This is a genomic window from Kitasatospora sp. NPDC024654, from assembly GCF_055559155.1.
The window spans coordinates 119,105-142,241 of record NZ_JBVHLF010000011.1 but is presented as its reverse complement, the minus strand read 5'-3'; the positions used below and the strand labels follow the sequence as shown (position 1 = coordinate 142,241).

Here is a 23,137-nt window from a genome sequence, read left to right as displayed (position 1 = left end):
TTGCGTAGTGGCCGACGAGGGTGCTGCCGTTGACCTCGGCGATGTAGTCCATGCGGCGTTGCGTGCCGAGGGTGTCGAAGTAGAACACCTGGTCGGGGCTGTGTGTGGCGATTTCCGGTGGGAAGCGCGCCTGCGGGCGCCGCCAGGTCTGCCCGGCCTCATGCCACGGTTCGACCTCGCGGACCCGCACGTCTGGACGGGTGAACAGGAACGGCGTGGTGAAGTAGTTCCAGCATGCGTAGCCCAGGAAGCAGCCGAGGTGCAGGGTGTCCCAGGCGCTGTCGCGCAGCATTCCCTTGAAGCTGGCACGTGCGGGGGCGAGGGTCTCGACGGTTTCGCCGTCGAGGGTCCGCATGGTGACGCTGTCGGTGGCGGAGTCGAAGACCATCTGCTGGTCGGGGCGGGTGAACGGGCTGAATACGATGTGCTCTCCGACCGTGTCGAGCGTCAGGACCTGGTCGAACGTCTTCTCCGGCGGCCAGCCCTTCATCGCCCAGATCGGGCCGCCGATGGAGATGTCGATCTTCAGGCCACGCAGGGTGTCCCAGAGTTCTTGACCGCCGGTGGTGGCGATCGCCAGATCGAGGAGTTCGTCACTCATGGACCGGGTGCTTTCCGTCGCGATGCGTATGGCGGTCAGCGTGCAGGGAGCGGGAATGGCACGCAACCGCCGTGGCGGACCTCGTCATCGAGATCGACCGCCACGCGCGGACAGGCGCGGCCCGATGGAGAGGCCATCTCGTCGGGGAGGGAGGCCCCCGGCACCTCCGCCAAGGGTACGGCGCTGATCCGGGCGCTACCCGGCATCGACGAGGTCGACATCAGTGCGGCGGGGCTGCCGCCCAACCAGCTGTTCACCACCTACGCCAGCGACGGCACCCGCACGACGGCGCTGATGCCCATGACGAGCAACCAGTTGGGCGACATCGACGAAGGGCTGTCCTACTCGTACTTCTTCGCCAACCGCTATGGTTCCGTCAGTCTCAAGCCGGGCGCTCCGCACTGACCGGCCACCCCGCAGTGGGTCGGACCCGCGGAAGTCGCCCGTCGGTCGCGGGTGAGCCGCGAGTCGGCCCACCAGTCGCGAAGGGGCAGGGCTTCCACGACTGGACGTGGCCCACCGCCTCGCCTGGTCCCGCTGGCGACGCCGCCACCAAGCCCCCGTCGGGGCGAGCCACTACCGCCGCCGGACCGCACGCCACCCATGAAGATCACGGTCTACGGTGTGCGCACTGACAACTCACCATCACCACACCGCTCGCATGGTCCTTCCACCACCTGGAAGAGAACCGTGCTCCAGTCGCGGATCGGCCCACCTCCCCAAAGCCGACCATGGTGCCGTTCCGCCGCGCTCCAGCAGTGGCGGCAGCTCGCAGATTCGCAACCGACGTGCTTCTCACCACGGCAAGAGAATCTTGTCTGACGTCTCGTCATGATCCCTTCCTCTTAAGGTTTCTGCGGGACAAGTGGGGTTGACGGTCAGATCCGCCGGGAGCAGGATCTGACGCGCACGTCATCGCCCCTGCCGACAGGAGGAGAGAGAATGGCACGCACACCATGGACGTCACTCAAGCGAGCGAGTCTGGCCCTGGCCATGAGCGGTGCGGCGGTCCTGGGCGCTTCCGGCGTGGCCACGTCTCAGCCCATGCCTGTCGCTCACCCCGTTCCTGCCGGCGCCCAGGTGGTCAGTGTCAAGGTGACGAAGTACGGCACCATGACGATCCTGAAGTCCAAGCCGTCGGCCGTGCGCCCGAACTCGGCCGAGGGCTGCACCGGGAGCAACCCGCGGGTGTGTTTCCTGATCAGCGGGAGCGGCCAGTACGTCAATTACATGGAGAACGACACCATCCCCGGCAACAGCACGACCCTCACCATGCTGATCAAGTACGCCCCCAACAGTCACGTCGAGGAAAGCGACACGTTCTACGCCACCGGTGGCGACACCTACACCCTGGACTGGGCTCCCGCAACTTACGTCACCCTCGGCGCGTACTGCGGCGGTACCATCATCAATGGCAGTGGAACGTACGCCTGCGAGTCGGTCAGCAACTGATCCACTGCACGGGACTGGTGCGGCCCGCGCGAGAAGGTGCGGGCCGCGTTCTGCCGTTCCGGGAACGCCACATCGAGGCACGCGATATCGGTCAGCTCGATTTCCAGTCCCCCGGCGCGGCGGCCGTGGTCCTGGACCGTCGGGGGTGAACGCGCGACCCCGGGGGCGGTCAGTCGGGGGTGCCGACGCGAACACGCCCGTTCGTCGCAACAGCTGCACCGGTCCCCCGTTGCGCGGTTCCACAGGGGCGCCCGCGCGGCCCGCTGTGCCAACCGCGCCGCCGCTCCAGGGTTAGCAGACGACCGTACGGAGCGGAGCATCCGTCAGTCGAACGATTCGAGCTGCTTCGAATCGAGTACGCGCCTCCGGTTCCCGAACCGGCCCAGCGGGTCGAGCCGCCCGGCTCCGGCCCGTGGAACGCTCCGCCGTGCGGTGGCCGTTCGGGCCGGCCCCCGGCGGCTGGCGCCGACATCGCCTCCGCCGCTGGCCACCTGCTCCCCGTCGCCGGCAGCCCGGTTCGGTCAACCTGGCGGCGCGTCCGCGGAGCTGATGGTTCGGTCGGGAGCCGGCCTTCGGAGGTACCCGCCGACACGGTGGAGCGCATCTCACAGAGGGCGACGTGCTGCGTCTCGACATGGACGGCCGAGCGTCGGCCAACACCCGGTTCGCCATCTCGCCCCTCGGCACCACCGTCGGTGCGCTGTGGCTGCTGCGTGACGGTGCGCAACCCGTGGGCGGAGGGTGGCGGAGCCAGGCGCAGGAGACGATCCGCAGGCGAAGGCTGGGCTTGCTGGGGTCGCTCTTCACGGGGAGCTGGCGTTACGTGCCGGACTTCATCACCCCTGAACCGACCACCGCGGAGGCGACCGCCGACGACAGTGAACTGCATGCCGTGGCCACCGTCGACGGTCCCGCCTGCGGTTCGGACCCGCTCGGCTTCTCCCCGACCGCGGGTCCGTGACACCGGGCGCCTGCCGGCCGCGCTCGCCGAGCTCGGAGGCGACTGGCATCGAGCCTTCGATCAGCAGGCGATCTCCCGGAAGGAACGGAAAATGAAAGGTGATACCCGCGATCTGGTGTATGATTTGAAACCTGAGGGTGGCCTCCGGGACTGGTATCACAGTGATGCCGACGGATCACCCGCCACTAGGGGGAAGCACCATGACCTACCAACTCGAAGCGGCGCGGGCGACGATCGACGAGCGTCTGCGCGCGGCCGAGGAGTACCGCCTCATCCGCGCGGCCCGACTCAAGAACCGAGCCGAGCGCACCACCCAGCGCGCCCGCCAGGCCCTGACCAACCTGACCGCGTGAACACCCCGATCGCAACGGGCCGTCACCGAATCACCGGTGACGGCCCGTCCTGCTTCCCGCGCTGAAGATCCGCCGCGAACCAGCCGGCGCCGAGGAAGCCCGGGGCGGGCCAGCCCTCGTGACCCGCGGCACGGCCCTCAGCGAGTTGACCGACGCCCTCGAGGACGCGGACGTCGACGTCCCCGGCCTCTCCAGCGCCCGGCGAGCCATCCCGCCCGGCACCGTCCCGGTTCGGCTCCGCCCGCCGCTCCCCGTGGAGTGCTCCGCCTCACCGGGGCCGACCGGCTACCGGAGTCCCCCCACCTGACCCCTCGTCCGCCCGATCCCGCGACCGGCGCGCGGGCGTCAGCCGGCGACGGGCCCGAACGGCGCGGACCCGTCGGAGGTCTCGGGCGCTTCGGCCCGCTGCGCCCGCGGGGCGACCCCGCCGGCACCACCGTTGAGGTCCCGGTGCACCACCGCGGCGATCGCCTGGATCGTGTCGATCCCGTCCGATTCATCGGGGTTGTCCTGGGTCAGGACCGCCATCCGGTAGTCCTTGCCCGGTCCGGTGAAGATGCCCAGGCTGTGCACCCGCCAGCCGTGGGTGGCCCGCGGCAACCAGCCGTTCTTCACGTGCACGGTGACCGAGGCCGGCGCGCCGAAGGGGGTGCCCCAGCGCTGGTCGGCCTCCACCTGGCTCATCAGCCCCAGGCCGTACGCCTTCGCCGCGGGCGTGATCACGTTCGAGTTGCCGGTGAACACGCCCAGCGCCTTCATCTCGTCAGCGGCGGTGATCTGGGTGAGGCCCCAGTAGCCGTCGGCGCCCAGCTGGGTGTCCTTCATTCCGGCCAGCTCGAGGAAGGACTGGAGGCGGGGCATGCCCAGGCTCTGCCACAGCGCGGTGGCCGCGTCGTTGTCGGACGCGGTGATCATCTGTTGGAGGTTGCCGTCCTCCCAGTCGGTCAGGTAGCGGTGCTCGTCCTCGGCCCGGCGCAGCACGGCACCCATGATGGTCACCTTGACGACGCTCGCCGAGTCGAAGTGCTCATCGGCATGGAAGGCACAGGACACACCGGTGGTGTCGTCCGCCACCGCGAAAGCCACCGTGTCCTTCCGGCCGGCCAGCGCGCCCCCGATGTCGGAGGAGAGCCGGGCAGCGAGCTGCGGGTCACGCGCGGAGGAGCAGTAGCCCTGGTGCGGTGCGGAACCGGTCGCCGCCTGTGCGCCGGTGGGCACGGCTGACACCAGCAACGTCACCGCGGTCCCGGCGGCCAGCCTGGCGAGCGGGCGGCGTATGAGGTGGGACTCGAAGGTTGTCATCGGAGAGGGATCCTTCTGGGAGTTCGGGCGGCATACGTGCCGTGCGTGTTGATCACGCGTCTGCTATCACGCGCGAACCCCCGCTGGCGTTGCGTCAGTGAACGGTGGATCGGCCGGTCGGCTCGGCGGCGGCTGCCACTTCCGACCGGGGCCCGGATACTCGCCGGGTCTCAGGCGGCGCCCTGGTCCGGCTTGCCGAGGAGGGCCAGCTCCTCCTCGGTCAGGCGCAGGGCGCCGGCGGCGATGTTCTCGGCCAGGTGCGCCGGGGTCGTGGTCCCGGGAATGGCCAGTACGTGCGGACCGCGGTGGAGCGTCCAGGCGAGGCGTACCTGGGCCTGCGTCGCGCCGTGGGCGCGGGCGACCGCGTGGACGCGCGCGTCCTGTTCCTGGGCCGCGGCCGCCTCGCGCCGCAGGCCGGAGACGGCGAAGAACGGGACGAAGGCGATGCCCTGCTCCCGGCCGAGGTCCACCAACCCGCTCTCGTCGGCGCCGCGCAGGTCCAGGCCGTAGGAGTTCTGCACGCAGACCACGGGCGCGATCGCCCGGGCCTCGGCCACGTGCTCCGGTCGGACGTTGGAGAGCCCGAGGTGCCGGACCAGGCCCGCCTCGCGCAACTCGGCGAGGGCGCCGAACTGCTCGGCGACCGAGGCCGTCCCGGGGCCGTTGCGGCGCAGGTTCACCACGTTCAGATGGTCCCGGCCGAGCTGGCGCAGGTTCTCCTCGACCTGGCCGCGCAGCTGCTCGGGGCGGGCCATGGTGAGCCACTCGCCGGAGGGATCGCGACCCGGGCCGACCTTGGTCACCACGACCACGTCGTCGCGCCAGGACGAGAGGGCCCGGTTGATGAGCTCGTTCGCGGACCGCCGCGGTGAGAAGTAGAAGGCGGCCGTGTCGATGTGGTTGACGCCCTGCTCGAACGCACTGTGCAGCAGGCGAACGGCGGCATCGCGGCCGATCGGCGTGCCGTCGGAGTTCCCCATCATTCCGTTGCCGGTCAGCCGCATCGCGCCGTAGCCGACACGGTTCACCTCCAGGTCTCCGAGCTTCCAGGTCCCTGCTGCCGCCGCCGCGCTCACCGTGCTCCTTCGCCCGTTGGTCCGTCAGGTCCCGAGTATGGGCGGTCGCGGAGTGCCGCGACCGCTCGTGAGCTGGGCGAAATGTCACATCCACGTCGGGAACGAACCGTCATCGCCCAGCCGTTGGACCTGCCGAGAGACGTTCGGTCAGGACGTCGTTCCGGTCACCGCCGCCGCCCTGGTGACGCGATGGACCACGGCGGCACCGCCCCACCGCACCCGGGCAAGGCGATCACCACCGACACCGGCCGGCCCTTCGGTGACCCCGTCGCGGCGGGGTCACCGCAGGGGCTACCGGCCTTCGGGCCCGCCGCGCAGGTGGCCTTCGCCCGCTGGGTGGTGTCACCGGCTCCGCCGTCCGTCACCGTGCCCGCACCGCTGCGGGTGCTCGTCGCCAACCGGCGCTCGCTGCCCGGTGGTTGGGGGCTGCGAGTGACCGGGCTGCCGGCTCGCCCGCGCGCAGGCGTCTTGGCGGCGAGGGCACGGCGCGCCGCTGGTGGGGCGCCGTTCTCATTCGGGCCAGTCGGAATTCCTGATCACCTCCACGAAGTCGCCACGCTGGAAACCGGGGACGTAGTGGGCCAGGACGTCCGCCTTGACGCTGCCGAAGGTGGTCTGCGGGCGGTCCTTGATGCCGTCGGTGAACGCGGCGAGGATCTGGTTCTTGAAATCCGGACGCGGGTGCGCCACGACCACGGCCGCGCGCTGCTCGTCGGAGACAGCGTGGTAGCCGATGCCCAGGACGTCCAGCTCCACGCCACGGGTGACCAGTGCCACCTCGGGTGCCATGTGCAACGGGATCTCGGGAGTGGTGTGCAGGGCGATGGCCGTCCAGACCCGGTCGGCCCGCTCGCCCGTGATGCCGTGCCCGTGCAGGAAACGGCGGGCCTCGTCGGCACCGTCGATCTCGAAACGCTGGTCCGTACGGCGGGAACGCTTGGTCAGCCCAAGCTCGTGGAACATCGCCCCCACGTACAGCAGCTCGGGATCGAAGTCGAGTCCCTGCTCCCGGCCGCGCAACGACCCGAAGAGGAACACCCGCCGGGAGTGGTCGAACACCAACGGCGAAGCTGCTTGACGCACCAGTTCGGTCGCCTCCCGCACCAGGGGGCTGTCCGGGATCCGCACGCCCGCGATCGTCTCACTCATGACGTGCGCCTTCCTTTGCTGATCGGTGACTGCCTCCACGGTCACCCGGTGACGTAACCTGGACCTCAGATTCAGACATGACGCAGCGCGTGGCTTTTTTGGTGTTCGACGGCGTGACCCTGCTCGACGTGAGCGGCCCCGGGGAGGTGCTGCACCAGGCGGGGCGGCTCGGCTGCCCCTACCAGCTGACGCTGGTCTCCCCCGGCGGCAGAGAGGTCACCACGTCCTCGGGGCTCACCCTGGCCGGGGCGACCGCGGTGGCCGACGCTGGCCCGCTCGACACGGTCGTGATCGCCGGCGCCGACCGGCTGGCCGAGCAGCCCATCGAGGACGAGCTGCTGGCAGCGGCCGAGACCCTCGCCGAGCAGGCCACACGGGTCGCCTCGGTCTGCAGCGGTGCCTTCGTCCTCGTCGCCCTCGGCCTGCTCGACGGGCGCCGGGCAACCACGCACTGACGGCACGCCAAGGCACTGGCCCGCCGCCACCCTCGGGGGCGGGTGGAGCCGGACGCCCTCCACATCCGCGACGGGCAAGTACGTCACCTCCGCGGGGATCAGCGCGGGCCTCGATCTGGCCCTCGCACTGGTGGAGGACGACCACGGAGCGGACACCGCCCGGGAGATCGCCCGCGAGCTGGTCGTGTTCATGCAGCGCCCCGGCGGGCAGTCACAGTTCTCCACGGCCACCACGACCCCGCCGGCACGCAGTGACCTGCTCCGCTCACTGATCGCCGCCGTGGTCGCCGACCCGGCCGGCGACCACAGCCTCCCCACCATGGCAGCATCCGCGGCCGTCAGCACTCGGCACCTGGCCCGGCTGTTCCGGACCGCACTGAACACCACCCCCGCCCGCTGGGTCGAACGCGTCCGTCTCGACCACGCCCAGCGGCTCCTCCTGGACGGACACGGCATCACCTCGGCAGCGCGGCACAGTGGCCTCGGCAGCGACGAGACCCTCCGCCGCGCCTTCGCCCGCCATCTGGGCACCACACCGAGCGAGTACCGCAAACGCTTCACCAGCACACACGGATGCGACGCGCCGCCTCAGCAGCCCCCCGTGTCCGGCCGGTCGGGCGCGGACGTCGTCGAAGCACGAGGCGTGTCCCGAGGCCGTTGAAGCGGCGCACGACGACTTCGCCCACCTGCGGGGCGGCGAAGCGGCCGACCTGGTCGGGGCGGACGGGCCGCCGCCACGGAACGTCCCCCCACCACCTCGTCGCCGGGCCGGCCGAACCGAGTCTCGGGAGGTCTGCTGTCGGACGGGTGTGTCAGAGTCTGCGCATGCTGGAGATCACGGTGAAGACGGAGAACCGGGAGCGGCACGTCCGCGTGTCCGCCGAGGAGCTGGCCGGGCTGGTCCGGCGAATCGGCGGTGACGGTGACCATTTCCTGGTGGTCCAGCGGATACCCGACCTGCCCGACGTCTTCGTCCAGGTCTGGCACGAGGCCGGTGGTGGCTACACGCTGGAACACCGCGACCACTCCGCTGACCGGCACTTCCAGGCGATGGCCGACGGGCCGGAGGCCGTGATCGCGGCGATTTCCGGCTGGGCCCGTCAGGAGGCCGGTTGGGACGCTGGTCCGGCCTGGTCGCTGCTGGACATGGGCCCCACCCGCGAGGTGCCGCCGCTCGATCTCGACGAGGAGGAGCGCGAGGAGTTGGAGAGGCACGTCCGCGAGGTGCTGGTCGGCGGTTACGCATCCCGCGCCGAACTGACCGAGCTCGCTGAGGAGTACCTGGTGATCGAGGACCGCCGGCCCGTCTCGCGCGAGCAGGCGCGGGCGCTGGCCGACCGGATGTGGCTGGAGCGCGTGGCGGAGCAGGCCGAGTGGCCGGGCGAGACCGACCCCGAACGGCTCACCCGCGCGTTCACCACCCTGCAGGAGGCCGGTGTCACCGCCCGCGAGAACTTCACCTGCTGCCGCAACTGCGGCCAGTCCGAGATCGCCGGTGAAGGCGGGCCCGACGCCCGCGGCTTCGTCTACTTCCACTCCCAGTGCACGGACTCCGCCGCGGCCGGCCACGGACTGGCGCTCCTCTACGGTGGCTTCGACGGCTCGTCGGAGACCACCGGCGCGATCGGCCACGAGGTCGTGGCCGCCCTCGAGGCGGTCGGCCTGCACGCCGAGTGGGACGGTGACCCTGGCCGGGTCATCACCGTCACCCCCCTCGACTGGCGCAGCCGCCTGGTCGGTTAGCGGTCGCGAGGTCGGCGGCCGCAGCGGAGCCGACGTGGTGGCCGGCTCGGCCGCCCGGGCGCGCTGCCCGGCCACCGCCGGCGATCCGCCCCGTCCCTCAGCCGTGGAAGCGCGCGATGAGCCTGGTGAACGCGTACGGCGACTGGTCGATCCCACTGCAGGTGTCGCCGGCGGAGGTGCCGGCCGGGCAGGGGCGGTCGCGGTTGACGGCCCAGAAGGTGAAGCGGGCCAGGTGATGGACTCGGGCGTAGCGGAGCATGGTGGTGAAGTCGGCCGTGGAGGCGACCTCGTCGGCCTCGTCGGTGTGGCCGTTCATCGAGGAGATGCCGATGTGGCGGTAGGCCGTCGCCAGGCTGTAGCCGTACGCCTTGGCGACGGAGCGCGCGAGGCTGTCCGCCGCCGCCGCGCTGGCCGCGCCCATGGAGCCGGTGTGGCCGCCGAAGTCGAACGGCATGATGACCCAGCCGTCGACCGGGAGCCGGGCCGCCGCGCCCCTGGCGATCAGGTCGAGCCCGGTGGCGTCCGGACCGCTCGGGGTGGTGCCGAAGGTGACGTACACCTTCAGGGCCGGGTCGGCGGTTTTGACGATCTCCAGTGCGCTGATCACCCGCTGGCGCACGACGGCGTCGGCGACCTCGGTGTTCTCGATGTCGATGTCTATCGCGTGCAGCCGGTAGGTGGTGATCACCTTCTGGTAGGCGGCCGCCAGCGCGCTCGGGGAACCGCACTTCTCGCCCAGCTTGTTCCCGGCCCAGCCACCGAAGGACACCACGACGTCGCCGCCGGCTGCCCGGATCCGGTTGATCGCGCTCTGGTCGCTGCCGCCGGTGAGCGGCCGGGTGCCGTCCCAGGCCGGGGCGCAGGTGCCGTCGCTGAGCATGAACGCGAGCGTCAGCTGCCGTACCCCGCCCGCCGACAGCACGCTCACCGGGTCCGGCGGGTTGCCCCAACCCAGGTACTCGTACGGGGCGTTGCGGCCGACCGGTCCCCCGGTGGCGGCCTGTCCGGCAGGGGCGAGCGCGACGGGCACGGCGGTGAGCAGGGCGGCGGTGGCGAGAGCGGCCAGGCGGCGGGCCAGGGTGCGCGGTGTCATGGCAGACGAATGAACCATGATGGCAGGTCCTCGTCAAGGCACCGGCTCTGCGGGCCAGGTGCGACTTCACCTGAGTCCGAACGACCGCGTTGATCGAGGCGGAACCGCGCTCGGCCGGCCTCGACGTCCCGTCACGGGTTCCACGCCGCCCGGCCTTTCGCCCGTTCTTGCGCGGTTCGGCGGCTGCGCGACCGGCCCGGGCGGCGGGACCCGACCCGGATCCGGGACGGGCTGCCGTCCGCAGGGCGGCAGCCCGTCGGGCAGGAAGCCTCGGCCGTCGGCGGCGGTCGGGATCTGCCGCGGGCCGTTCCCGGGGACGGGTCAGGCCGCGGAGCGCTCCTCGGGCAGGCGGCGACGCAGCGCGGTCCGCTGGATGGCGGGTGGGTTGTAGGCCATGTCGAGCGTCCCGATGTCGGTACCGGGAGGCACGATGGCGTCGATCTGGTCGAGGATCTCGTCGGTCAGGGTGGTCTCGGCGCCCGCGAGCAGGTCGTCGAGGTGGTCCATGGTGCGCGGCCCGATGATCGCGGAGGTGACGCCGGGGTGGGAGATCGCGAAGGCCATGGCCAGGTGCGTCAGCGACATCCCCGCCGCTTCGGCGAGGGGGACGAGCTGTTCGACGACATCGAGCCGGCGTTCGTCGCTCAGGTGCTTGAAGCCGAAGCCGGCCCGATGGGTAGTGGCCTGCCGGTCCTTGCGGTAGCGGCCGGTGAGCAGTCCCCCGCCCAGCGGACTCCAGACCAGCGTGCCCATCCCGTAGTGCTGACAGACCGGCAGCACCTCGCGTTCGATGCCCCGGTTGAGGATCGAGTACGACGGCTGTTCGGTGCGGAAGCGCTGCAGGCCACGCCGTTCGGCGACCCACTGCGCCTCGACGATGTCCGAGGCGGGGAAGGAGGAGTGGCCGATGGCCCGGACCTTGCCCGCGCGCATCAGGTCGGTGAGGGCCGAGAGGGTCTCCTCCACGTCGGTATCCGGGGCGGGGCGGTGGATCTGGAACAGGTCGACGTGGTCGGTCTGCAGCCGGCGCAGCGAGTCGTCCAGTGCGCGCGTCAGCCAGCGCCGCGAGTTGCCCTGCTGGTTGGGGTCGTCCCCCATCGGGAGGTGCGCCTTGGTGGCGAGCACGACGTTGTCCCAGCGGCCCTTGAGGGCCTTGCCGACGATCTCTTCGGACTCGCCGCGCGAGTAGGCGTCGGCGGTGTCGACGAAGTTGATGCCCGCATCCAGCGCCTTGTGGATGATGCGCGTGGAGTCGTCGTGGTCGGGGTTGCCGATGGCGCCGAACATCATCGCGCCCAGGCAGTACGGGCTGACCTTGATGCCGGTTCGGCCCAGCATGCGGTACTTCATGGTTCTCCTCGTGCGTAGTGGTCGGCGCCCACCGCGGCGCGATACGCCGGCGCAAGCGGAACATCGTTCCACTACAACGATACGGAACGCCGTTCCGGTTATCAACCGTAGTTCCCGTACTTCACCGTGCACGACGGCGCGACCGATGCGGGACATCCTCACCAGCGCGTGCGCGCCGACGCGCTCGCGCGAGGCCCCCGGGTGAGGGACGTTCACCGGTCCGGAGAATTCGCCGCCACGACGCGGGCCGCGCACGTACCGTGTCGCAGAGGATGAATGCGCGTTCGATGGAGGGGGAAGAGACATGAGGCAGAGCACACGGCGCCGCCGGCGGAGCTCTCTCACCGGATACGCGGTCGCGGCCGCCGCGACCATCTTGGCGGTGTGCGGCTCGGGATCCGCTTCGGCGGCCACACCCGGAACCGTCACGGCCGGCGGCATCACCGTCGAGGCGCGGGCCGGAGCCGGCGCCCCCGGGCAGGCGGACGTCCTGAGTGCGCCGACGCTCGTGGCGCACAGCGTGCTGGGGGATGTCGGGTACCGCGAGGTGGGTGAGGGCAGCCCGATCCTGTTGGTCATGGGGTACGGCGGATCCATGGACGACTGGGCCCCGTCATTCGTGGACGCCCTCGCCGCCCACCACCGGGTCATCGTCTTCGACAACGCGGGAGTCGGGCGGACCAGCGCCCTGCCGGCGCCGCTGACCGTCTCGGCGATGGCCGATCAGACCAGCGCGCTGATCTCCTCGCTGCGACTGCACCGGCCGGCCGTGCTCGGCTGGTCCATGGGCGGCATGATCGCCCAGGCTCTGGCCGTGCGGCATCCAGGCCAGGTCAGCCGGCTCGTCCTGGCCGCCACACAGGCCGGAACCGGAAGGTCCCTGCCCATCCCGCCCGCCGCAGCCGCTGCCCTGAACAGCCCGAACCCCGCGGTCGAGCTGTCCGTCCTGTTCCCGGGGGACCGGACCGCCGCGGCGCGGGCCTACGCCGGGGGGATTCTCCAGTACCCGAACTTCTACCGGGCTTCTGACGTCGTGAAGAACGCGCAGACCGACGCCGTCCAGCAGTGGATGGCGGGCGGCGACCCCGCGGGTCGCCAGGTGGGCCGCATCCGCACCCCCACCCTGGTCGCCGACGGGACCCTGGACGCGCTGGACCCGACGGCCAACGACGTGATCCTGACGCACAGCCTGCGCCGGGCTGGTCTCGCGCTGTACCCCGACGCCGGACACGCCTTCCTCTTCCAGGACGCGGCGGAGTTCATCCCGGCCGTGGACCGCTTCGTGAGCTGAACACGTACGTCCCGCCGAGGCTGGGCCTGACAGGCGGAGGAAGCGGGCGAGGTCGAGTTGCTCGCCCCCACCCCCGCGCCCGGGCACGCACCACCCCTGCCGCCGGCCCCGACGAAACGGCGCCCTGTGACAACCGTGCGCCCGTGCCGTGCCGCCGGTTCCACCGTTCGGGGGAAAACCCGCCGCCGCGCGGATCGGATTCGTCACGACGGCGGGCGGGTGCGGATGACTTGGGCCGTCCAGCACGCGGGAAAGGCGAACTCCTCATGTCACCAGGGAACCCGTCGGACGGGGCGCTCTGTCTGGTCACCGGGGCCACCGGCTACATCGGCGGGCGACTCGTGCCCGAGCTTCTGGCCGCGGGCTACCGCGTACGCTGTCTGGCGCGTGACCCGGGGCGGCTGCGCGACCAGCCGTGGTCGGCCCGGGTCGAGGCGGTGCGCGGCGATGTGACGAAGCCGCAGACGCTTCCGGGAGCCTTCCGGGACGTCGAGGTCGCCTACTACCTGGTGCACGCCATCGGCACCGGACCGGGCTTCGAGGAGACCGACCGCACCGCCGCCCACGCCTTCGCGGCGGCGGGCCACACGGCCGGGGTGCGGCGGATCGTCTACCTCGGCGGACTGACTCCGCGGGGCGTGCGGGAGAGCGAGCTGTCGCCTCATCTGCGTTCGCGGGCCGAGGTGGGCCGCATCCTGTTGGCCGGTCCGGTGCCAGCAGCCCAGTTGCGGGCCGCGGTGATCATCGGTTCGGGTTCGGCGTCCTTCGAGATGCTGCGGTACCTGACCGAACGGCTTCCAGTGATGATCACGCCGACCTGGGTGAACACCAGGATCCAGCCGATCGCCGTTCGCGACGTGCTGCGCTACCTGGTCGGCGCGGCCAGGCTGCCGGAGACGGTCAACCGGAGTTTCGACATCGGCGGCCCGGACGTCCTGACGTACCGGCAGATGATGACCCGCTACGCGGCTGTCGCCGGGCTGCCGCGCCGGGTGATCGTGCCGGTGCCGGTGCTCACCCCCCGCCTGTCCAGCCACTGGGTGGGTCTGGTCACCCCGGTCCCCTCGGGCATCGCCCGTCCACTGGTCGAGTCACTGCGGCACGAGGTGGTCTGCTGCGAGCACGACATCAGGGACTACGTCCCGTACCCGCCGGGCGGCCTGATCGGTTTCCCGGACGCCGTACGCCTCGCGCTCAGACGCGTGCGGGACGCCGACGTCGCCACCCGTTGGTCGTCCGCCGCGGTGCCCGGCGCCCCCAGCGACCCGCTGCCCACCGACCCCGACTGGTCCGGTGGCAGCCTCTACCAGGACCGGCGCTCGGTGGCCGTCGACGCCGAGGCGGGCGCGCTGTGGCAGGTCATCGAGGGCATCGGCGGCGAGAGCGGCTGGTACTCCCTCCCGCTCGGCTGGGAGCTGCGGGGATGGCTGGACCGGCTGGTCGGCGGGGTGGGGCTGCGTCGTGGGCGGCGCGACCCGCGACGGCTGCGGGTCGGCGACTCGCTGGACTTCTGGCGGGTCGAGGAGATCGAGCCCGGACGGTTGCTGAGGCTCCGTGCCGAGATGCGGTTGCCGGGCCGGGCATGGCTGGAACTGACCGTCACGGACGCCGACGAGGGACGATGCGTCTACCGGCAGCGCGCGCTGTTCCGGCCGCACGGCTTGGCCGGACACGCGTACTGGTGGACCATCGCGCCGTTCCACGCCCTGGTCTTCGGCACCATGGCCCGCAACATCGCCCACCGGGCGCGGCAGCTCATGGCCTCCGCCGACGCTCACTCCGCGCGCCTCGGCCTGCCTGACGACCCCACCGTGCCGCCCACCGGAAGGGGGACACGGTGAAGGCCTCGGTCGCGCTGTTCACCGCCGACCTGCGCGTTCACGACAACCCCGTGCTGAGCTCGGCGCTGGCGGACGCGAACGGCACAGTGGTGCCGCTCTTCGTCCTGGACCCGGCAGTGGATCGGGCCGGATTCCTGGTGCCCAATCGGGCCGCGTTCCTCGCCGACTGCCTCGCGGACCTCGACGCGGCGCTGCGGAAGCGCGGCGGACGCCTGATCGTCCGACACGGCGACGTGGTGGAGCAGGTGTGCCGGGTGGCGCACGAGGCGGGCGCCGGTACCGTACACGTCGCGGGCGGGGTGAGCGGCCACGCGACGCGTCGTGAGAACCGGCTGCGGAGGGCGCTGTCCGCGTCCGGCCGCGAACTGCGGGTGCACGACGCCGTGGTGACGGTGCTGGCTCCGGGGCAGGTCCTGCCGTCCGGGGCGAAGTCCAAGGACCACTTCGCGGTCTTCACTCCGTACTTCCGCCGCTGGTGCTCCGAGACGCCACGCGGTGTCCTCCGGGCGCCCCGCGGGATCAGCACCCCGGAGGTGCGTTCCGACCCGCCGCCGAAGGCTGCCGACCTGGCAGGCGGGCGGGTGTCGCCGGCACTGCCCCCCGGGGGCGAGGGCGAGGGCCGCGGACGAATGCGTCGCTGGGAGTCGGCCGCCTTGGACGAGTACGCCGACCGGCACGACGACCTGGCGGGCGACGCGACCTCACGCCTGTCGCCGTACCTGCACTTCGGCTGTCTCTCGGCGGTGGAGCTGGTGGGGCGGGCGCGGGCCCGCGGCGGCGCCGGAGCGGACGCCTTCGTGCGGCAGCTGGCCTGGCGTGACTTCCACCACCAGGTACTCGCCGCACGCCCCGACGCGGCCCACCAGGACTACCGGCCGCGCGGCGACCGGTGGCGGCACGACGCCGAGGAGATCGCCGCATGGCGGGACGGCCGAACCGGCTACCCCGTGGTGGACGCGGGGATGCGCCAGTTGCGGCACGAGGGCTGGATGCACAACCGGGCGCGACTGCTGACGGCCAGCTTCCTGGCCAAGACCCTCTACGTCGACTGGCGCGTCGGGGCCGCTCACTTCCTGGACCTGCTGGTCGACGGAGATGTGGCGAACAACCAGCTCAACTGGCAGTGGGTGGCGGGCACCGGTACCGACACCCGGCCGAACCGGGTGCTCAATCCACTCGCGCAGGCCACCCGCTTCGACCCCGACGGTGCCTACGTGCGGCGGTGGGTCCCCGAGCTCGCCTCGGTCGGCGGCGCCGCCGTGCACCGCCCCTGGCGGTTGCCCGCCACCGAACGCGCACGGCTCGACTACCCCGACCCCATCGTCGACCTCGAACAGGCCCTCGCCCGCTTCCGGCAGGCGCGCCGCATCGACTGACACCGTCCTCGCCTCCGGCCGTCCACCGTGGCGGCCTCCTTCACGACGACCATGCGCGCCCTGCCGCACACTACGCAATCTCCGTTGCCGTTCTGGCAAGCTGGGGGCATGGACGACGACCTCGACCGAACGCTCGACGCGGTCGGACCCCGGCTACGCGCGCTGCGCCGCCAGCGAGAGACGACGCTGGCCGACCTGTCGGCAGCGACCGGCATCTCGGTGAGCACCCTGTCCCGGCTGGAGTCCGGCACCCGCCGGCCCAACCTCGAACTGCTACTCCCCCTGGCCAGAGCCCACGGCGTCACGCTCGACGAACTCGTCGGCGCCCCGCCCACCGGAGACCCGCGCATCCACCTGCGCCCCGTCACCCGCCACGGCATGACCATGCTGCCCCTGACCCGCCGGGCCGGCGGCATCCAGGCGTACAAACTGGTGATCCCGGCCGGCAGCTCTCGGAAGGACGCCGATCCACAGACCCACGAGGGTTACGAGTGGCTCTACGTCCTCAACGGACGGCTGCGGCTCGTCCTCGGGGACCACGATCTGGTGCTCTCCCCCGGGGAGGCGGCCGAGTTCGACACCCGCGTGCCGCACTGGTTCGGCGCCGTCGATGCCGAACCGGTCGAGTTCCTCAGCCTGTTCGGCGGGCAGGGGGAACGCGCGCACCTCCGCGCACGCCCCAGGACGGAACACTCATCCGGACGACCCGGCCAGGGGCCACCGTCAGATGGTCCCGGGTGACGGACCAGGGCGAGGTGCTCGGCCGGCTGCTCCCGGCCGGGCGACGCCCTCCCCGGGACGACAACCCGCGGCGGCGGGCGCCCAACGGACGAGACGGCGGCCCACGGGCCTGAGCCGCAGCCGTACGCCGGGCACCGAGTGGAGGTGACCCGGCGTACGGCCCGGTCGGCGTCAGACCGCGCGGGCCCGCCGGTAGGCGGCCAGATCGCCCACCGAGATGAGGGCGAGTCCTTCTCGTTCGGCGAGGTCCAGCAGATCGTCCAGCCTCGCCATGCCCCAGTCGGATCGGACGAGCTCGCACATGGTGGTCACGCCGGACAGCCCGGCCAGGCGGGACAGATCGACGGCGGCCTCGGTGTGGCCGTCGCGTTCCAGCACACCGCCACGGGCGGCCCGCACGGGGAAGATGTGGCCGGGACGGGCGAAGTCGACCGGTCGGGCGGCCGGATCGGCCAACGCCCGTAGAGTGCGGGCGCGTTCGTCCGCCGGAATCCCGGTGGTGCCGCCGGCGACCAAGTCCACCGAGACGGTGAAGGCCGTGCCGTGCAGTCCCGTGTTGTCGTCGACCATCTGGGGCAGGTCGAGTTCCGCGCAGCGCTCGTACGGGAGTGCCGCGCAGACCACAGCGGACGTGCGGTCCAGCAGGTAGCGGATCGCGGTCTCGTCGGTGAACTCGGCGGCCACCATGAGGTCGCCCTCGTTCTCGCGGGACTCGTCGTCGAAGACGATCACGAAGCCGCCGCGGCGGAAGGACTCGATCGCCTGCTCCACGCGCTGCAGGTGGTCGGTTCGGGTCAGTTGTGCCATGGTCATGTGCTCTCCTGCGTTCCGGGCCGTCCGGGCGATCGGAAGTCGCCCAGGCCGGCTTCACTGGTCTGCGAGAGAACGCGGCCATGGGGCAGACCCCGCGCGCAAGCGCGCGCAGGCTGCCCCATGGGACGGCGTGGCGCGCGACGGGGACACGATGACGGCAGACGGCCCGCCCCCGTTGCGCGCACGTCGTTCCGGGGAGAAGCGAGCACCAGTTCGCCGACGGCCCGTCAGGGGACACCGCCGGTCGGACAGTGGATCGCCGCGCACTGCCTTCCATCCGGACTTTCACCGTCGGTCCTGGAGTTCCACCAGGTCAACCAGCCGATGGCTTCGGCTGGGTCGCGGACTTTCACCGCCGGTTCGGAATTGCACCGACCCCGGAGCGCGCGAACACTCAGGGGGATCATGGCACAACTTCGCCCTGCTGCTGACGTGTTCTCCCACACATTCCTGATCTGGCGTCAGCTGACCGCCGGGGAGGCACCGCGGTGGGTGGCATGCTGTGGGTGCGGCGCCACCATTGACCACCGCGACCACCAGGGGTGGTCACCGGCCCGCCGCGCCCGGTGGCCGACCACGACGGACCGGCTGGCGGTCCGCCGGCGCACTCGCCGCGGCCTCCCCGGACCACGGGGGTGTGATCGATCGGGCGGTCCGGCCGAGAACCAGCCCGCGAACGCCCACCCGGGGCGACCCGCCGCGTCGGGCCGCCCTGGAGCGCGTGGGATCAGGGGCCTGCTCAAGGATCGCGGGCGGGAGCCGGTGGACGAGCGGCGATGGACGGTCGAGCACCGCTGGGCATGACAACGGCGCCCCCTCAGCGCGGCCCGTGAGACGGCGTCGCTGCCGCGCCAGACGCCGGCTCATGCCGCCCGGCGACCGGCGAGCGGGAGCCAGGGGCATGGCCTCCCGCGCGCCGGGCGGGAGCGGACCGTAGGCTGCCACCATGACCGATGTTTTGACGCCGAGTCCCGCCGAGGCCTTCGAGATGCTGCTCGCCGGCAACCTCCGGTTCGTCGCCGGCCTGCCCCAGCACCCGAACCAGGACGCCGCCCGCCGTACCGAGACCGCTCCGGGCCAGAGCCCGTTCGCGGTGTTGTTCGGGTGCTCCGACTCCCGCCTGGCCGCGGAGATCATCTTCGACCGGGGGCTGGGCGACATGTTCGTGGTCCGCACGGCCGGGCACGTCGTGGGCACCGAGGTCCTGGGCAGCATCGAGTACGGGGTGAGCGTGCTGGAGTGCCCGCTGGTCGTGGTCCTGGGCCACGACTCGTGCGGGGCGATCGCCGCCGCCCGCGCCGCCGCCGACGGCGGCAGGACGCCGGGCGGATTCGTACGGGACGTGGTCGAACGGGTGACCCCGAGCGTGCTCGCCGCGCGCGCCGCCGGACGGGACGAACCGGAGGAGATCCTCCACGAGCACATAAGGAGCACCGTCGACCTGCTGCTGGACCGCTCCCGTATCCTCGCCGAGCGCGTCGCCGCCGGCCGGCTCGCGGTCGCGGGCCTGTCCTACCGCCTGGCCGACGGCAGCGCGCACCTGGTCGCCGCCAGGGGCCTTCCCGCCCCTGCCGTCACAGCGTGACATCCGGTCACAACGGGGGCACCTCCGCGGGTCGCTCGCCGCTCGGCGCCGCTGAAGACCGGCGGAGCCGGCCACCCCGGTTCCGCGTCCACCATGCCCGCCATCACTGAATTGACAATCAGTTTCATCAGGACCGGCGCAACGCCCAGGGCAGGAAGAACCACAGCCCCGCGAACATCAACATGCTGGCGCCGGTGACGGCGATCGCGGCCGCGCGACCGAGAACCACGTCGATCAGCAGGAGCACGACGCCGTTCAGCGCGAGCGCGAGGAAGACCAGGCCCACCAAGGCGAGCCGGGTCGACAGCTCCACGATCCGGCGCTTGGCCCCGCGGTGGAACAGGCCCCGGTGCAAGGCCACCGGGGTGGCCAGGACCGCGGAGGAGACCACGGTCAGCAGCAGGGCGGTGACGTAGACGCCCTGCTGGACATCGCTCAGCTGCGCGAAGCGCGGCGTGAACGCCACGCCGAGGAGGAAGGCGAACACGATCTGGACGCCGGTCTGCACGACACGGAGTTCTTGGAGCAGCTCGACCAGGTTCCGGTCGGCCCGTTCCTCGGTCGTCTCGTGACGCTGCGGCACAGGGGGGTGCTCCGGCTGTTCCTGCATGGATCCCAATGTCGCCCGATGCGCGGGAGCACGCGAGCCAGGTTCGTCCGCACCCTGATCCGGCCGCGCCGGGGGCCGGTCCTGGCAGCCCGGCGCGGGTGGCCCGGACTCCCGGGGAGGGGGCGTGATCGAAGCGGACGGCTTCCCCGTTCACCGCGACGGTGATCCGGGTCGCGGGCCCGGCCCACCTTCCGCCCGGCCCATGCGGACATGGCGTGTCAGGTCCGCCGGCCGGGGAAGACGTTGGGCTGGTCACGTCCGGTGGACGGAAACAGTCGAGAGGTGGAGGAAGCCAGATGAGTGCGAAGGTGCGGTACGCGATCGGAGCCGAGGTCCACTGTGCGGACGGCGACTACGGGCGCCTGGAGCGCGTGGTGATCGATCCGGTGGCGCGCAGGGTCACCCATCTCGTGGTGGGCGGCCGCAACGAGGCGAACCGCCTGGTGCCCGTGGGCCTGGTCGACGAGGAGCAGGCCGACGAGGACACCGGAGCGGGTGCCGCCGAGGGCATCCGGCTACGCTGCGGCACCGCCGCGCTGGAGCGGCTGGACCCGGCGGAGGAGACCGGGTTCCTCCCCGGCGGCACCCACGAGTTGGGCTACGCGCCCGACCAGGCGATCATCTGGCCCTACTACGGCCTGGGCGTGGGCGCGATGGGACTGACGCCCGCCATGCTGCGGGCGGACACGCAACCCAGGACGACGACGTACGACCGGGTGCCCACCGGTGAGGTCCAGATCCGGCACGGGGACCACGTCGAAGCCACGGACGGTGACATCGGTCGGGTCCAGGGTCTGGTGATCGACCCGCAGGACCACGCCGTGACACACGTGCTCCTCCAGGAAGGCCACCTGTGGGGGAGGAAGACCGTCGCCATCCCCATCCGCGCGACCACCTGGACCAGCGGCACCGTCAAGGTCCGGCTGAGCAAGGCGGAGCTCGGCGATCTGCCGCCGGTGGAACTCGACTCCCGGCACTGACTCGGGCCGGTCGAGGACCTCCGCTGCTCCCGCGCCGCCGAGGCGGGGCCGCGCCGGGCCCGGTCTCCGCATCGGGCGGCGCCTCACGGCTGGCGGGACATGGACCTGATGCCCCTGCCGAACGTGGCCACCAGCGCGGAGGCGGCGACCAGGAGCGGGAAGACCAGCATCGCCGTGCGGCCGGGGACGTGGGCCAGCAGCACTCCGGCGAGGGCGGGTGCCAGAGCGGCCGCCGAGGTGGCGGCCAGGAGGAGCAGGCTGACCACCCGACCCTGGAGGTGGTCCGGGGTGACGGCCGCCTGGTAGCCGAAGAGGGCGGCGTTGGCGGTGGGACCGAGGAACAGCGCGGCGGCGAGGGGCACCGCGGTCACGATGCTGGTGGACACCAGCACACTGAGCGCCATCAGTGCGGTGGTGGACCAGCAGATCACCGTGATCAGCGTCGGCAGGCGCAGTCGGCGCTGCAGGGCCGGAGCGGCGACGGCACCGAGGAGACCGCCCACAGCGATGATCATGCTGACCAGGCCGACGAGGAGCGGCGGGAGTCCGGAGCGTCGCAAGGAGATGGTCATCGCGAAGATCATGCCGGTGAAGGCCATGTTGAGCGGGGCGGCGATCACGAGCAGGGCCCGGAGGAACGGACTGCCCAGGACGAACCGCAGGCCCTCCCCTCCGAGGCCGCCTCCGGAGGGGGCCGTGGCCGGCCGGGGCTGTTGCAGGGGCCGGCGGATGCACAGGACGGCCGAAAGCGACAGCAGGAAGCTGAGGGCGTTGCCGAAGAACGGCAGCGCCTTGCCCAGCCCGAACAGCAGGCCCCCCAGGGGCGGCCCGACCAGCGACGTGCCGTACGCCCGTGCCTCGTTGCGGGCGACGGCGGTGACGATCTGATCCTGACCCACCAGGCTGCGGACCGCGGCGTGTTCGGCGGTGCTGAAGACGGCGGTCGCGGCAGCGCTCCCGGCGACCACCGCCAGGATCACGGCCAGACCGGCGGCACCGGCCTCGACCGCGCAGGCGAGGACCGCGTACACGACGAGCCGGAAGACGTCACAGAAGATCATCAGCCGGCGCCGGTCGAAGCGGTCGACGAGGAGGCCGGCCGGCAGCCGGGAGATCATCGTGACGGCGAAACCGACCGTGCCGACGAAGCCGGCCCGTGCCGGCGACCGGGTCAGCTGGAACACCAGGAGGGGCAGCGCCAGGTCGGCCATGGCACTGCCGGTGTCCGAGAGGCACTGGCCGGTCCAGAGCAGGTTGAAGGCGCGGTTGCGCCACAGGCTCGGCGGCCGGCTGGTCCGGGACGTGTCGATGGCGTCCCCGGTGAGTGGCTGTGTCACGTCGACTCCGTCGTGGAAACGATCAGCATCTTCGTCACCGAACCGCTGTCGGCGACGACGTCGCGCAGGTGCCGGAAGCCCAGACGCCGGCACATCGCCAGGCTCGCGGTGTTCTCCGCGCCCACCATCCCGTAGACCTCCTTGAGTCCGAGGCCGTCGGCGGCGTGGCGCAGCAGGCCGCGGATCACCTCGGTGCCCAGTCCCCGACCCCAGAACTCCGGGGCGAGCGCGGTGACCAGTTCATGGCCGTCGACGTTTCCCGTCCTCTTCACCTCCGCGTGGCCCGCGTACGTCCTGCCGTCCAGCCACAGGCCCCACACGTCGAAGAGACGTCTGGGGTACACGTCGGTCAGGATCGAGCGGAACAGCACGCGGATCTCCGGCTCGGGCACGAGGTCCTGGCCCATCCAGCGGCACACGTCCGCATTGCGCAGGAGGGCGACGAAGACGTCCTCGTCCTCGTCCCGGTAGGGGATGAACTCCACGTGCTCGGTGTGCATGACAGGGGTCACGGTGGGCTCCTCGGGGTGTCGTGGGGCGGGCCTGCTCGTCCGTGCTGCGGCGGCGCGCGCGGGCTGGCCGAGGCGGCAACGGACGGTGAGGCCGGGGCGGTTGGGGCGGCGGTGCTGTGGAAGTGGAGGCTGCGGGACAGGGCGGCGGGGCCCCGGCGCCGGGAGTCGCGGCGGCCGTGCCGCGGGTGGCGGGGGGGGGGGGGGGGGGGGGGGGGGGGGGGGGGGGGGGGGGGGCGGGGGGGGGGGCCCCCCCCCCCCCCCTCCCCACGACCGGTCAGGCTTCGACGTTCTCCATGCGCTCGCGCAGGCTCCGCGGCCGCATGTCGGTCCAGACCTCGTCGACGTAGGCGGAGCACTCCGCCTCGGTGCCCTCCTTGCCGACGGTCCGCCAGCCCGCGGGCACCTCGATGTCGACCGGCCAGAGGGAGTACTGCTCCTCGTCGTTGCGCAGCACCTGGTAGACGGTGTTCTCGTCCATGTCACGTTCCTTCGTCATCGCTGGGTTGTCGTCGGTGA

General features: G+C 71.9%; 21 protein-coding genes, 1 pseudogene and 1 riboswitch. Of the genes and pseudogenes, 12 read left to right on the top strand and 10 right to left on the bottom strand.

Going from position 1 to position 23,137, the window contains the following annotated elements; translation table 11 throughout:
• Window positions 1–7: 7 nt before the first annotated feature.
• The 4 genes from ACZ38L_RS09785 (at window position 8) to ACZ38L_RS09770 (ending at window position 3,367) form a co-directional block, all read left to right on the top strand.
• The gene (locus tag ACZ38L_RS09785) at window positions 8–1,006 is read left to right on the top strand and encodes a hypothetical protein (RefSeq protein WP_465691028.1); all 999 of its coding nucleotides are present in this window, start codon (window positions 8–10) and stop codon (window positions 1,004–1,006) included.
• A 639-nt stretch (window positions 1,007–1,645) separates the two neighbouring features.
• Window positions 1,646–2,053 carry a hypothetical protein gene (locus ACZ38L_RS09780; RefSeq protein WP_465691026.1) on the top strand — a complete coding sequence of 136 codons (408 nt, stop codon included), beginning with the start codon at window positions 1,646–1,648 and terminating at the stop codon, window positions 2,051–2,053.
• 619 nt (window positions 2,054–2,672) lie between these two features.
• Window positions 2,673–3,014: a hypothetical protein gene (locus tag ACZ38L_RS09775; protein ID WP_465691024.1), complete on the top strand. Its 342-nt coding sequence runs from the start codon at window positions 2,673–2,675 to the stop codon at window positions 3,012–3,014.
• A 200-nt stretch (window positions 3,015–3,214) separates the two neighbouring features.
• Window positions 3,215–3,367: a hypothetical protein gene (locus ACZ38L_RS09770; protein ID WP_396561103.1), complete on the top strand. Its 153-nt coding sequence runs from the start codon at window positions 3,215–3,217 to the stop codon at window positions 3,365–3,367.
• 345 nt (window positions 3,368–3,712) lie between these two features.
• On the opposite strand, the gene ACZ38L_RS09765 is transcribed toward ACZ38L_RS09770, so the two are convergent.
• From ACZ38L_RS09765 to ACZ38L_RS09755, 3 genes are all read right to left on the bottom strand, one after another.
• Window positions 3,713–4,669, bottom strand: a complete 957-nt coding sequence (locus ACZ38L_RS09765) for a serine hydrolase (protein WP_465691021.1) — start codon at window positions 4,667–4,669, stop codon at window positions 3,713–3,715.
• A gap of 170 nt (window positions 4,670–4,839) precedes the next feature.
• Window positions 4,840–5,745: an oxidoreductase gene (locus ACZ38L_RS09760; RefSeq protein ID WP_465691019.1), complete on the bottom strand. Its 906-nt coding sequence runs from the start codon at window positions 5,743–5,745 to the stop codon at window positions 4,840–4,842.
• Window positions 5,746–6,255: 510 nt separating this feature from the next.
• Entirely contained in the window at window positions 6,256–6,894 is a 639-nt protein-coding gene (locus ACZ38L_RS09755) for an HD domain-containing protein (protein ID WP_465691017.1), read from the bottom strand.
• Between the two features lie 77 nt (window positions 6,895–6,971).
• On the opposite strand from ACZ38L_RS09755, the pseudogene ACZ38L_RS09750 reads away from it, so the two are divergent.
• Window positions 6,972–8,010: pseudogene (locus tag ACZ38L_RS09750) on the top strand (GlxA family transcriptional regulator).
• Window positions 8,011–8,174: 164 nt separating this feature from the next.
• Window positions 8,175–9,092, top strand: coding sequence for a DUF6891 domain-containing protein (locus tag ACZ38L_RS09745; RefSeq protein WP_465691015.1), 918 nt, complete (start codon window positions 8,175–8,177; stop codon window positions 9,090–9,092).
• A gap of 97 nt (window positions 9,093–9,189) precedes the next feature.
• Here the strand turns inward: ACZ38L_RS09745 and ACZ38L_RS09740 are convergent, their stop codons facing one another.
• Both ACZ38L_RS09740 and ACZ38L_RS09735 read right to left on the bottom strand, forming a co-directional pair.
• Window positions 9,190–10,185: a chitinase gene (locus ACZ38L_RS09740; RefSeq protein WP_465691013.1), complete on the bottom strand. Its 996-nt coding sequence runs from the start codon at window positions 10,183–10,185 to the stop codon at window positions 9,190–9,192.
• Between the two features lie 321 nt (window positions 10,186–10,506).
• Entirely contained in the window at window positions 10,507–11,535 is a 1,029-nt protein-coding gene (locus ACZ38L_RS09735) for an aldo/keto reductase (RefSeq protein WP_465691011.1), read from the bottom strand.
• A 304-nt stretch (window positions 11,536–11,839) separates the two neighbouring features.
• Here ACZ38L_RS09735 and ACZ38L_RS09730 point away from each other — a divergent pair, with 304 nt between their 5' ends.
• The 4 genes from ACZ38L_RS09730 to ACZ38L_RS09715 all read left to right on the top strand — a co-directional run bounded on the left by ACZ38L_RS09730 (window position 11,840) and on the right by ACZ38L_RS09715 (window position 16,784).
• Window positions 11,840–12,826 carry an alpha/beta fold hydrolase gene (locus tag ACZ38L_RS09730; protein ID WP_465691009.1) on the top strand — a complete coding sequence of 329 codons (987 nt, stop codon included), beginning with the start codon at window positions 11,840–11,842 and terminating at the stop codon, window positions 12,824–12,826.
• 266 nt (window positions 12,827–13,092) lie between these two features.
• On the top strand, window positions 13,093–14,667 hold the full coding sequence (locus ACZ38L_RS09725) for an SDR family oxidoreductase (protein WP_465691007.1): 1,575 nt from the start codon (window positions 13,093–13,095) through the stop codon (window positions 14,665–14,667).
• A complete protein-coding gene (locus tag ACZ38L_RS09720; RefSeq protein WP_465691005.1) occupies window positions 14,664–16,043 on the top strand; it encodes a cryptochrome/photolyase family protein in 1,380 nt (459 codons plus the stop codon). The genes ACZ38L_RS09725 and ACZ38L_RS09720 overlap by 4 nt, the downstream gene beginning before the upstream one ends.
• Window positions 16,044–16,151: 108 nt before the next feature.
• Window positions 16,152–16,784, top strand: coding sequence for a helix-turn-helix domain-containing protein (locus ACZ38L_RS09715; RefSeq protein ID WP_396561083.1), 633 nt, complete (start codon window positions 16,152–16,154; stop codon window positions 16,782–16,784).
• A gap of 171 nt (window positions 16,785–16,955) precedes the next feature.
• Here ACZ38L_RS09715 and ribB read toward each other — a convergent pair whose 3' ends face one another.
• A complete protein-coding gene (gene ribB, locus ACZ38L_RS09710) occupies window positions 16,956–17,591 on the bottom strand; it encodes a 3,4-dihydroxy-2-butanone-4-phosphate synthase (RefSeq protein ID WP_465691003.1) in 636 nt (211 codons plus the stop codon).
• Window positions 17,592–17,856: 265 nt separating this feature from the next.
• A riboswitch (FMN riboswitch) is annotated at window positions 17,857–17,987 on the bottom strand.
• Window positions 17,988–18,543: 556 nt separating this feature from the next.
• Here ribB and ACZ38L_RS09705 point away from each other — a divergent pair.
• Entirely contained in the window at window positions 18,544–19,182 is a 639-nt protein-coding gene (locus ACZ38L_RS09705; protein ID WP_396561079.1) for a carbonic anhydrase, read from the top strand.
• 127 nt (window positions 19,183–19,309) lie between these two features.
• Here the strand turns inward: ACZ38L_RS09705 and ACZ38L_RS09700 are convergent, their stop codons facing one another.
• Window positions 19,310–19,792: a DUF6328 family protein gene (locus ACZ38L_RS09700; RefSeq protein WP_465691000.1), complete on the bottom strand. Its 483-nt coding sequence runs from the start codon at window positions 19,790–19,792 to the stop codon at window positions 19,310–19,312.
• Between the two features lie 296 nt (window positions 19,793–20,088).
• Between ACZ38L_RS09700 and ACZ38L_RS09695 the strand changes: the two genes are divergently transcribed.
• A complete protein-coding gene (locus ACZ38L_RS09695) occupies window positions 20,089–20,772 on the top strand; it encodes a hypothetical protein (RefSeq protein ID WP_465690998.1) in 684 nt (227 codons plus the stop codon).
• An 83-nt stretch (window positions 20,773–20,855) separates the two neighbouring features.
• On the opposite strand, the gene ACZ38L_RS09690 is transcribed toward ACZ38L_RS09695, so the two are convergent.
• The 3 genes from ACZ38L_RS09690 to ACZ38L_RS09680 all read right to left on the bottom strand — a co-directional run bounded on the left by ACZ38L_RS09690 (window position 20,856) and on the right by ACZ38L_RS09680 (window position 23,099).
• Window positions 20,856–22,109, bottom strand: coding sequence for an MFS transporter (locus tag ACZ38L_RS09690; protein ID WP_465690996.1), 1,254 nt, complete (start codon window positions 22,107–22,109; stop codon window positions 20,856–20,858).
• The gene (locus ACZ38L_RS09685) at window positions 22,106–22,621 is read right to left on the bottom strand and encodes a GNAT family N-acetyltransferase (protein ID WP_465690994.1); all 516 of its coding nucleotides are present in this window, start codon (window positions 22,619–22,621) and stop codon (window positions 22,106–22,108) included. Before ACZ38L_RS09685 ends, ACZ38L_RS09690 begins: the two co-directional genes overlap by 4 nt.
• A 274-nt stretch (window positions 22,622–22,895) precedes the next feature.
• A complete protein-coding gene (locus tag ACZ38L_RS09680) occupies window positions 22,896–23,099 on the bottom strand; it encodes an MbtH family protein (RefSeq protein ID WP_465691064.1) in 204 nt (67 codons plus the stop codon).
• Window positions 23,100–23,137: the final 38 nt, after the last annotated feature.